The 10,926-nt window shown below is 65.9% G+C and carries 8 protein-coding genes; 7 read left to right on the plus strand and 1 reads right to left on the minus strand.

The window, feature by feature from the left end; all coding sequences use genetic code 11:
- Positions 1-126: 126 nt before the first annotated feature.
- From aceE to AVAK2825_RS17890, 6 genes are all read left to right on the plus strand, one after another.
- On the plus strand, positions 127-2,850 hold the full coding sequence (aceE, locus tag AVAK2825_RS17865) for a pyruvate dehydrogenase (acetyl-transferring), homodimeric type (protein WP_272569141.1): 2,724 nt from the start codon (positions 127-129) through the stop codon (positions 2,848-2,850).
- A gap of 103 nt (positions 2,851-2,953) precedes the next feature.
- A complete protein-coding gene (aceF, locus tag AVAK2825_RS17870; RefSeq protein ID WP_284401330.1) occupies positions 2,954-4,657 on the plus strand; it encodes a dihydrolipoyllysine-residue acetyltransferase in 1,704 nt (567 codons plus the stop codon).
- Between the two features lie 13 nt (positions 4,658-4,670).
- Positions 4,671-6,542 carry a dihydrolipoyl dehydrogenase gene (gene lpdA / locus AVAK2825_RS17875; protein WP_284401333.1) on the plus strand — a complete coding sequence of 624 codons (1,872 nt, stop codon included), beginning with the start codon at positions 4,671-4,673 and terminating at the stop codon, positions 6,540-6,542.
- Between the two features lie 209 nt (positions 6,543-6,751).
- Positions 6,752-7,717, plus strand: coding sequence for a tripartite tricarboxylate transporter substrate binding protein (locus AVAK2825_RS17880; protein ID WP_284401337.1), 966 nt, complete (start codon positions 6,752-6,754; stop codon positions 7,715-7,717).
- Positions 7,718-7,918: 201 nt separating this feature from the next.
- Positions 7,919-8,509: a hypothetical protein gene (locus AVAK2825_RS17885; RefSeq protein WP_284401339.1), complete on the plus strand. Its 591-nt coding sequence runs from the start codon at positions 7,919-7,921 to the stop codon at positions 8,507-8,509.
- Between the two features lie 124 nt (positions 8,510-8,633).
- Positions 8,634-9,584 (plus strand): class I SAM-dependent methyltransferase, encoded by a 951-nt coding sequence (locus AVAK2825_RS17890; RefSeq protein WP_284401341.1) that lies wholly within the window; start codon positions 8,634-8,636, stop codon positions 9,582-9,584.
- Positions 9,585-9,649: 65 nt separating this feature from the next.
- Here AVAK2825_RS17890 and AVAK2825_RS17895 read toward each other — a convergent pair whose 3' ends face one another.
- The gene (locus AVAK2825_RS17895) at positions 9,650-10,546 is read right to left on the minus strand and encodes a LysR family transcriptional regulator (protein ID WP_284401344.1); all 897 of its coding nucleotides are present in this window, start codon (positions 10,544-10,546) and stop codon (positions 9,650-9,652) included.
- A gap of 122 nt (positions 10,547-10,668) precedes the next feature.
- Here AVAK2825_RS17895 and AVAK2825_RS17900 point away from each other — a divergent pair.
- The coding region (locus AVAK2825_RS17900) for an NAD-dependent epimerase/dehydratase family protein (RefSeq protein ID WP_284401346.1) at positions 10,669-10,926 on the plus strand (258 nt) is incomplete at its 3' end.

Genomic DNA, 10,926 nt, shown 5'->3' on the forward strand with positions numbered 1-10,926 from the left:
GTATGAAAATGTGCACTTGCAGCAATATTTTGCATTATGAAAATGAAAAGCACAATTTGAAATACCAAAAAAATATGAGACACTCGCCCGAAATTTCCAACGCCAGCACCCATAAAGGAGACAGGCATGTCAGCTCAGACCGACCCCCAGGCCGGAAACCCGGCGTCGTCCACCCCCGACACCGATCAGCAGGAAACCCGTGAGTGGATGGATGCGCTGAGCGCCGTCATCGACAAGGAAGGTGCAGAGCGCGCCCACTTCCTGATCGAGCAACTGCTCGAACATGCCCGCCAAAGCAGCATCGACCTGCCTTTCTCCGCCAACACCGGCTACGTGAACACCCTGGAGTCGAACCAGGAAGCCCGTTGCCCCGGCAACCTCGAAATCGAAGGCCGCCTGCGCGCCTACATGCGCTGGAACGCCATGGCCATGGTCGTCAAGGCCAACCGCCACCATCCGCCCGAAGGCGGCGACCTGGGCGGCCACATCGGCTCGTTCGCCTCGCTGGCCAACATGTTCGGCGCCGGCTTCAACCACTTCTGGCACGCCGAGAGCGAAAACCACGGCGGCGACCTGCTGTACATCCAGGGCCACGTGTCGCCCGGCATCTACGCCCGCGCTTACCTGGAAGGCCGCCTGTCCGAAGAGCAACTGCTCAACTTCCGCCAGGAAGTGGACGGCAAGGGCCTGTCCAGCTACCCGCACCCCAAGCTGATGCCCGAGTTCTGGCAGTTCCCCACGGTGTCGATGGGCCTGGGCCCGCTGATGGCGATCTACCAGGCGCGCTTTCTCAAGTACCTGCATGCCCGCGGCATCGCCAACACCGAAAACCGCAAGGTCTGGGTGTTCTGCGGCGACGGCGAGATGGACGAGGTCGAATCGCTGGGCGCCATCGGCCTTGCCGCGCGCGAGAACCTCGACAACCTGATCTTCGTCATCAACTGCAACCTGCAGCGCCTGGACGGCCCGGTGCGCGGCAACGGCAAGATCATCCAGGAGCTGGAGAGCGAGTTCCGCGGCTCCGGCTGGAACGTCATCAAGCTGCTGTGGGGCAAGGGCTGGGACGACCTGCTGGCGCGCGACAAGGACGGCGCGCTGCGCAAGATCATGATGGAGTGCAACGACGGGGACTACCAGTCGTTCAAGGCCAACGACGGCGCCTACGTGCGCAAGCATTTCTTCGGCCGCGATCCGCGCACGCTGAAGATGGTCGAGCACATGAGCGACGACGAGATCTGGAACCTGCGCCGCGGCGGCCACGATTCGCAGAAGGTCTATGCCGCCTTCCACGCCGCCAACGAGCACAAGGGCCAGCCCACCGTGCTGTTGGTCAAGACCGTCAAGGGCTTCGGCATGGGCAAGATCGGCGAGGGCAAGAACACCGTCCACCAGACCAAGAAGCTCGGCGACGAAGACATCAAGGCCTTCCGCGACCGCTTCAACATCCCGATTCCGGACAGCCAGATCGCCGACCTGCCGTTCTACAAGCCGGCCGACGACACCCCCGAAATGAAGTACCTGCACGAGCGCCGCAAGGCCCTCGGCGGCTACCTGCCCAAGCGCCGCGTGAAGGCCGACGAGAGCTTCACCGTGCCCGCGCTGGAAACGTTCAAGGCCATCCTCGAGCCCACGCCCGAAGGCCGCGAAATCTCCACCACGCAAGCCTACGTTCGCTTTCTCACGCAGTTGCTGCGCGACCAGGCCCTGGGCCCGCGCGTGGTGCCCATCCTGGTGGACGAGGCCCGCACGTTCGGCATGGAAGGCCTGTTCCGCCAGATCGGCATCTACAACCCGCACGGTCAGCAGTACACCCCGGTCGACAAGGACCAGGTCATGTACTACAAGGAAGACAAGGCCGGCCAGATCCTGCAGGAAGGCATCAACGAAGCCGGCGGCATGAGCAGCTGGATCGCGGCCGCCACCTCGTACAGCACCAACAACCGCATCATGGTGCCGTTCTACGTGTACTACTCGATGTTCGGCTTCCAGCGCATCGGCGACCTGGCCTGGGCGGCGGGCGACATGCAGGCGCGCGGCTTCCTGCTGGGCGGCACCTCGGGCCGCACCACGCTGAACGGCGAAGGCCTGCAGCACGAAGACGGCCACAGCCACATCCTGGCCGGCACCATCCCCAACTGCGTGAGCTACGACCCGACGTTCGCCCACGAAGTCGCGGTGATCATGCACGACGGCATGAAGCGCATGGTCGAGCGCCAGGAAAACGTCTTCTACTACCTCACGCTGCTGAACGAAAACTACTCGATGCCAGGCCTGCAGCCCGGCACCGAAGAGCAGATCATCAAGGGCATGTACCTGTGCAAGCAGGCGCCGGCCCTCAAGAAGGACGCCCCCACCGTGCAACTGCTGGGCAGCGGCACCATCCTGCGGGAGTCGTTCTTCGCGCAGGAACTGCTGGAAAAGGACTGGGGCGTGGCCGCTTCCGTGTGGAGCTGCCCGAGCTTCAACGAGCTGACCCGCGACGGCCAGGACGCCGACCGCTGGAACCTGCTGCACCCCACCGAAACGCCGCGCGTGCCGTTCGTGGAGGAGCAGCTGTCCAAGACCACCGGCCCGGTCATCGCCTCCACCGACTACATGAAGGCCTACGCCGAGCAGATCCGCCCCTTCATCCCCAAGGGCCGCGCCTACAAGGTGCTGGGCACCGACGGGTTCGGGCGCAGCGACTTCCGCCGCAAGCTGCGTGAGCACTTCGAGATCAACCGCCACTACATCGTCGTGGCGGCGCTCAAGGGCCTGGCGGACGACGGCGTGGTGCCGGCAGCCAAGGTGGCCGAGGCGATCCAGAAGTACGGCATCAACACCGACAAGATCAACCCGCTCTACGCTTGAACACCGACCGGAGACGCACGGTGAACCCCCACGCTCATATTCATTCGCTGCCCCCCAAGGGGGCACATGCCTCCTTTGAGGCGGCTCGGCAGGAGGCATAAACATGGCATTGGTAGATATCCAGGTCCCGGACATCGGGGATTTCGACGAAGTGGGCGTGATCGAGTTGCTGGTCAAGCCCGGCGACACGGTCAAGGCCGAGCAATCGCTCATCACGGTGGAATCGGACAAGGCCTCGATGGAAATCCCGTCGAGCCACGCCGGCGTGGTGAAGGAACTCAAGGTCGCCGTTGGCGACAAGGTCAAGCAGGGCTCGGTCATCGTGGTGGTCGAAGCCGCCGATGGGGCCGCTGCCGAGTCCAAGCCGGCCCCAGCGAAGGCCGAGGCCGGGCAGGGCGCTGCCCAATCGGCCGCCCCCGCGCCCGCCCCGGCTGCGGCGCCTGCCGCCGCTCCGGCACCCGCTCCCGCAGCGTCGGGCCCGGTGGAAGTGCACGTGCCCGACATCGGCGACTTCAAGGACGTGGCCGTCATCGAACTGCTCGTCAAAGTGGGCGACACGGTCAAGGCCGAGCAGTCGCTGTTCACCGTCGAATCCGACAAGGCCTCGATGGAAATCCCGTCGCCCGCGGCCGGCGTGATCAAGGAACTCAAGGTCAAGATCGGCGACAAGCTCAACGTGGGCGATCTCGTGGCGATCATGGAAGGCGCCGCAGGTGCAGCCCCCGCGGCGGCTGCGGCCCCTGCGTCTGCTGCTGCGGCCCCCGCACCGCAGGCCGAGCCGAAAGCATCGGCCGCCGAAGAGGCTGCGCCCCAGGCCAGCGCCAAGCCGGCTGCAGCGCCCGCGCCGCACGCCCCGGGCGCCGCGCCCGTCGGCTTGCCGCACGCCAGCCCCTCGGTGCGCAAGTTCGCCCGCGAACTCGGCGTGCCCCTCGAAGAGCTCAAGGGTTCCGGCCCCAAGGGCCGGATCACGCAGGACGACGTGCAGGCCTTCACGAAGCAGGTGATGAGCGGCGCCACCCAGACCAAGGCCCAGGCCGCCAAGGCCCCGGCCGGTGGTGGCGGCTCCGGTGCCGGGCTGGACCTGCTGCCCTGGCCGAAGGTGGACTTCGCCAAGTTCGGCACGGTCGAGCGCAAGGACCTGTCGCGCATCAAGAAGATCAGCGGCGCCAACCTGCACCGCAACTGGGTGATGATTCCCCACGTCACCAACAACGACGAGGCCGACATCACCGAGCTGGAAGCCTTCCGCGTCTCCACCAACAAGGAGAACGAGAAGTCCGGCGTGAAGGTGACCATGCTCGCCTTCGTCATCAAGGCCGTGGTGGCCGCGCTCAAGAAATTCCCTGAGTTCAACACCAGCCTGGACGGCGACACGCTCGTCTACAAGCAGTACTACCACGTCGGCTTCGCGGCGGACACGCCCAACGGCCTCGTGGTGCCGGTGCTGAAAGACGCCGACAAGAAGGGCATCCTCCAGATCAGCCAGGAAATGGGCGAACTGGCCAAGAAGGCCCGCGACGGCAAGCTCGGCGCGGCCGACATGCAGGGTGGCTGCATGTCGATCAGCTCGCTGGGCGGCATCGGCGGCACGCACTTCACACCCATCATCAACGCACCCGAAGTGGCCATCCTCGGCCTCTCCAAGGGCCAGATGAAGCCTGTGTGGGACGGCAAGGCCTTCGTGCCGCGCCTGGTGCTGCCGCTGTCGCTGTCGTACGACCACCGCGTGATCGACGGCGCCAGCGCCGCGCGCTTCAACGCCTACCTCGGCCAAGTGCTGGCGGACTACCGCCGCATCCTGCTGTAAAGGAGCATCCCCTATGGCAGTGATCGACATCAAGGTGCCCGACATCGGCGACTTCGCCGAAGTGGGCGTGATCGAAGTGCTGGTGGAACCCGGCGACACCATCAAGGCCGAGCAGAGCCTGGTTACCGTGGAGTCCGACAAGGCATCGATGGAAATCCCGTCGAGCCATGCCGGCGTGGTGAAGGAGCTCAAGGTCAAGATCGGCGACAAGGTCGCGGAAGGCTCCGTGCTGCTCACGCTGGAGGCGTCCGACGCCGCCAGCGCGCCGGCCGCGGCGCCTGCACCTGCAGCAGCGCCTGCGGCAGCTTCCGAGCCAAAACAGGCTCCAGCACAATCAACACTAGGGCATGGCGCTACAAAAAGCGTAGCAACCGCTCCGGCGGCCAGCTACGGCGGCACGGTCGACCTGGATTGCGACGTGCTCGTGCTGGGCGGTGGCCCCGGCGGCTACAGCGCCGCGTTCCGTGCGGCCGACCTGGGCCTCAAGGTGATCGTGGTCGAGCGCTACGCCACCCTGGGCGGCGTCTGCCTGAACGTGGGCTGCATCCCGTCGAAGGCGCTGCTGCACGTGGCGGCGGTGATCGACGAGGTCAGCCACCTGAAGGCGGCGGGCATCGATTTCGGTGCGCCCAAGGTGGACATCGACACGCTGCGCGGCCACAAGGAAAAGGTCATCGGCAAGCTGACGGGCGGCCTCGCGGCCATGGCCAAGATGCGCAAGGTGACCACCGTGCGCGGCGTGGGCCAGTTCGTGGGCGCGAACCACCTCGAAGTGGAAGAGACCACGGGCGCCACGGGCCAGGAGAAGACCGGCAGCAAGAAGGTCATCGCCTTCAAGAATGCCGTCATCGCCGCCGGCTCGCAGGCCGTGCACCTGCCGTTCATGCCCAAGGACCCGCGCGTGGTGGACTCCACCGGCGCGCTGGAACTCAAGTCGGTTCCCAAGCGCATGCTCATCCTGGGCGGCGGCATCATCGGCCTGGAAATGGGCACGGTGTACAGCACGCTCGGCGCGCGCCTGGATGTGGTCGAGATGATGGACGGACTGATGCAGGGCGCTGACCGCGACCTCGTCAAGATCTGGCAGAAGATGAACGCCAAGCGCTTCGACAACATCATGCTCAACACCAAGACGGTGGGCGCCGAAGCCACGCCCGAGGGCATCAAGGTGACGTTCGCCGCGGCGCAAGAGGGCGGCACCGCGCCGGAACCCCAGGTGTACGACCTGGTGCTGCAGGCCGTGGGCCGCACGCCCAACGGCAAGAAGATCGGTGCCGACAAGGCCGGCGTGGCCGTCACCGACCGCGGCTTCATCGACGTGGACATCCAGATGCGCACCAACGTGCCGCACATCTTCGCCATCGGCGACATCGTGGGCCAGCCCATGCTGGCGCACAAGGCGGTGCACGAGGCGCACGTGGCGGCGGAAGTCATCGCCGGCGAACTGCAGGGCAACAAGGAGCTGGCCGCCGCCGCCTTCAACGCCCGCGTGATCCCGAGCGTGGCCTACACCGACCCCGAAGTGGCGTGGGTGGGCCTCACGGAAGACCAGGCCAAGGCGCAAGGCATCAAGGTCAAGAAGGGCCTGTTCCCCTGGAACGCCTCCGGCCGTGCCATCGCCAACGGCCGCGACGAAGGCGTGACCAAGCTGCTGTTCGACGATTCGCCCGAGGCCCATGGCCACGGCCGCATCCTGGGCGGCGGCATGGTCGGCACGCATGCGGGCGACATGATCGGCGAGATCGCCCTGGCGATCGAGATGGGCGCCGACGCGGTGGACATCGGCAAGACGATCCACCCGCACCCCACGCTGGGCGAAAGCATCGGCATGGCGGCCGAGATCGCGCACGGCTCCTGCACGGACGTGCCGCCGCAAAAGAAGTGAGTTCGGCGCCACTGCGCGGCGCCCTTATCACGCAAGGCAGCTTCGGCTGCCTTTTTTCATGGGCCGGAAGGTCGCGATTGGCCGGGGCGTGGGCGCCGAGGGGCCGCCCGCGGCGGCCTATCATGGGTCGAAGTTCGGGCCCGGCGCAACAATGCACTTGCCGTCACGCGCTGCGATGGACTCGAATCCACCACAGGAGACCTTTCCCCATGCGATTGAAATTCTGCGCGCCGGCCGTTCTGCTGGCGCTGTCCAGCGCCGCCATGGCGGCCTGGCCCGAAAAGCCCATCACCCTGGTCGTTCCCTTTCCGCCCGGCCAGGCCACCGACATCTTCGCCCGGGCGCTGGCCGAGAAGCTGGGCACCCGCCTGGGGCAGCCGCTGGTGGTGGACAACAAGGCCGGCGCGGGCAGCAACATCGGCACCGAGCAGGTGGTGCGCGCCAAGGCGGACGGCTACACGCTGGTGATGGCCGGAAGCGCGATGGCGGTGAACCAGACGCTGTACCGCAAGGTCAACTTCGATCCGCGCAAGGACCTGCAGGGCATCAGCCTCGTCGCCAAGGTGCCGCTGGTGTTCCTGGCGCATCCGCAGTCCAGCATCAAGACCATGCAGGACCTGGTGGACAAGGCCCGGGCCGAGCCGGGCAAGCTGAGCTATGCCAGCGCGGGCATCGGCGGCACGCAGCACCTGAGCGGGGAGATGGTCAAGGCGCGTGCCAGGATCGAGATCGAACACATTCCCTACAAGGGCAGCGGGCCGGCGCAGGCCGACTTCATCGGCGGGCAGGTGCCCTTGATGGTGGATTCGGTGACGGCGGGCCTGGCCAACATCCAGGCGGGCAAGGCCGTTGCGCTGGGCGTCACCTCTGCCACGCGCTCCAGCCAGTTGCCGAACGTGCCGGCGATTGCCGAAACCGGCCTGCCGGAGTTCAAGGGCTTCGAAGCCGTGGGCTGGCTGGGCCTGATGGCACCCAAGGCCACGCCGCGTGCCATCGTGGACCGCTTGAACCATGAGGTGGTGGACATTCTCTCCAGCGCCGAGATGCAGAAGTTCATCCGCGACCGCGGCTCCGAGCCGTCGCCCAGCACGCCCGAGGCCATGGACCAGTTCGTCGCCCGCGAAATCGTGGAGTGGGGCAAGGCCGTCAAGCAGTCCGGCGCGTCGGTGGACTGATCCGGCCGAACCAGGCGTCTGCCAAGCAGCGCAGCCGCGCAGGATCCGGGAGGACTGCGCGGTTTTTTCATGGGCGCGCCTTTTGATGCGGGATGCGGCAGCATCGATGCCTGGGGTTCGTTCGACCCCCCTCTACTTCGCATGACAAACGGGGTCGAATATTCGTCCTTTCATAATCAAAAAAACTCCGACCCAATATCAATGAATATCGACTCCAATCTGTCGACAGCCCAATATGCGCTTCGCAGAATCAAAGAAGAAATCTATAAAAAAGACAATTTCAAATCCTCCAACAAGACCAGCTTGAGAAAAAGCGACGCGCTGGAAAATGCCCGCATGCAGGCGGCCGCCGACGAGATCGATGCCATTCGCGCGCCGAGGAATGTCTTCAATCTGAAGCGAGCCTTGTGGGAGGGCCGTGGACACAACTGTGGCGAGTTGGCCAGTGCAGCGAAATACATCGCGGCCGAGAGAGGGATGGCGGCATGTGTGGCGCGCACTGACGCGCACAGTTTCGCCGTGATCGGCGACCTTCCGGACCCGGCCGGACTGCCTGCCCGGATGGAGCAGTGGCCTGAACATCTCGCGGTGTGCGATCCCTGGGTGAATGTCGCTTGCCAGGCCACCGCATACCCCGAAAAATTCATGGAGAAAATGCAGAAGTGGGAGCGGGATGAAAAGATTATTGAAAATCCGCATTCCCAGACCGAGGAGGATGGCTGGATCCGCCCGACCGATCCTGCGTGGACCCAAGCCGTGCTCAATGGGCCCCGGCCCGAGTCGGGTGATTGAATGAAGCCACCCCGGCGCCACAGGGTGGCATGGCGCCGATTTGCTATTGAATTAATAGCAAATTAAGCTGAAGGATCAAGCGCTGGCGGGCGTTCGGGGGCGGCTTTTTTGCCACAATCGCACCATGCAACCCTTGCTCGACGCCATCGCCACGATGGCCTTTCCCACGGACGCCCAGCGCATCTTCCACGGACGCGGCGGCCGGTTTCCCGGCTGCGAACATTGGGCGCTGGACGCCTACCCGCCGGTCTTCGTGCTCACCAGTTTTCTGCCCGTGGCCGAAGAAGACCTCGCCACCATCGGCGCCGCATTGCAACGCCGATGGGAGGCGATCGCGCCGGGCGAGCCGCTGAACTGGGTGTTCCAGTGCCGTCACGAGCAACTGCGCGTGCAGGGCCGCGCAGAAACCCGCCTGATGGCGGGCGCCGTGCCGGACCCGCATGTGGTCACGGAGCAGGGCGCGCGCTTTCGCGTGCATGTGCTCAAGGGGCAGAACCACGGCCTGTTCCTGGACATGGCGGAAGGCCGGCGCTGGGTTCGGCAATGCGTCGCAGCGCACCTGGCACGCGAACCGCGCGGTGCCAAGGTGCTGAACCTGTTCGCCTACACCTGCGCGTTTTCGGTGGTGGCACTGCAGGCGGGCGCCCGGCAGGTGGTGAACGTAGACATGAGCCACGGCGCCATCGCCATCGGGCAGCAGAACCACCAACTCAATGGACTGACCACGGGCGCAGGCTTTCTGGCCCATGACATCTTCAGCACCTGGGGCAAGATCACGCGCGGCGGCCCCTACGGGCTGGTGATCGTGGACCCGCCCAGCTACCAGAAGGGCAGTTTCGTCGCCACCAAGGACTACGCGCGGCTCATGCGGCGGCTGCCGGACCTGCTGGCACCGGGCGGGCATGCGCTGCTGTGCCTGAATGCGCCGGAGTTGGGGTTGGATTTCCTGCAAGGGCAGATGCAGGCGCTGGCGCCGGACTTGGCGTTGGTGGAACGGTTGACCAACCCCGCGGTGTTCGCGGACGTGCAGGCGGAGCGGGCCCTGAAGGTGCTGGTCTACAAGGCGCCGGATTGAAGCCCGGTAGAAGGCCCATGCCTCTGCGCGGGCGGCCCCGCAGCGCGCTTCGTGGGCGGACCGCTTCAGCCGCTCTGGGTGTAGCGCGTGAGGCCCGCCGCCAACGCGGCGAAGGTGGCAGCGCAGCGCGGGCTCTCGCGCAGGTCTTCATGCATGGCGATCCAGGTGTCCAGCGCGGGCGAAAACACCGGCTGGAGCACGCGCACCAGCGACTTGTCCCGGGCCGCCAACCCGACCTGGCAAGCGCCGATGCCGAAGCCTGCCCGGATCGCTGCCAGTTGCGCCAGATCGCTGTCTGCCCGAAACGCGAGCCCGGGGCGAGCGAACACCGGGAATTGCGCCTGCATCCTGCGCAGAAAGGGCGTCTCGTGGTCGAACCCGATCATCGCGTGGCCGGCCAGGTCGTCCATCGACTTCGGCACACCGTGGGCCGCCAGATAGCGCTTGTGCGCATACAGCCCCAGTCGCACGGCGCCGATGCGCCTGGCCACCAGGGCCTCCTGCGTGGGCTGGAACATGCGCACGGCAATGTCGGCTTCCCGGTGCAGGAGGTCGTCCGCCGCATTCGACAGCACCAGCTCGATGATCAGTTGCGGGTGTGCGCTGCGCAGGGCCGACAGAATCGGGGGCAGCACCTCGACCCCGACGATCTCGCTGGCCGTGAGGCGCACCGTGCCGCGCACGCCGGATCCATGGCTGCTGGCCACGCGGCGCAGCGCAGCCGCGGTGGACGCCAGGCCGACCGCATAGGGTTGCAGCTCCAACGCGGCTTCGGTGGGCTTGAAGCCATCGAACGAGCGCGTGAACAGCTTCAATGCCAGGGCGTTTTCCAGGCTGTCGACATGGCGGCCGACGGTGGGCTGCGTCAAGCCCATCGCCCGGGCGGCCGCCGACAGCGAACCGGTTTCCAGTACCTGCAGGAAGGTCCGGTACCACTCCCAACTCGGTTCGGGATCGGCCATGGTATGCATTGATGAATAGTGGGGATGCGATTTTAGGCAATTTTCTTTTACCCACCCCGCTCGCAAACTGCAGGCTCGCACCGCTGAAGCACCGGCGGTCCACGATTCAGCAGGACACCACCATGCCCCCCATCGCACTCTTCGGCGCCGCAGGCGCCATTGGACAGAGCATCGCCGCTGCGCTTCGCGCCCAAGGCCAGCCCTATCGCGTCGTCGGCCGGAGCCGCGCCAGCCTGAGCCAGGCTTTCGGCGCCGATCCGCTGGCCGACATCGTGACCTGGAATCCCGACGACCCGGCTTCGGTGCAAGCGGCCGCGTCGGGCGTGGAGACGCTGGTCTACATGGTGGGTGTGAACTACTGGCAGTTCGAGCTGCACCCG

The sequence above is a fragment of the Acidovorax sp. SUPP2825 genome (genome assembly GCF_030158995.1).
Taxonomy (GTDB): domain Bacteria; phylum Pseudomonadota; class Gammaproteobacteria; order Burkholderiales; family Burkholderiaceae_C; genus Paracidovorax.

Coding starts and splice junctions, on each gene's coding strand:
- aceE (WP_272569141.1), top strand. CDS start 127: ATGTCAGCTCAGACCGACCCCCAGGCCGGAAACCCGGCGTCGTCCACC.
- aceF (WP_284401330.1), top strand. CDS start 2,954: ATGGCATTGGTAGATATCCAGGTCCCGGACATCGGGGATTTCGACGAA.
- lpdA (WP_284401333.1), top strand. CDS start 4,671: ATGGCAGTGATCGACATCAAGGTGCCCGACATCGGCGACTTCGCCGAA.
- AVAK2825_RS17880 (WP_284401337.1), top strand. CDS start 6,752: ATGCGATTGAAATTCTGCGCGCCGGCCGTTCTGCTGGCGCTGTCCAGC.
- AVAK2825_RS17885 (WP_284401339.1), top strand. CDS start 7,919: ATGAATATCGACTCCAATCTGTCGACAGCCCAATATGCGCTTCGCAGA.
- AVAK2825_RS17890 (WP_284401341.1), top strand. CDS start 8,634: ATGCAACCCTTGCTCGACGCCATCGCCACGATGGCCTTTCCCACGGAC.
- AVAK2825_RS17895 (WP_284401344.1), bottom strand. CDS start 10,546: ATGGCCGATCCCGAACCGAGTTGGGAGTGGTACCGGACCTTCCTGCAG.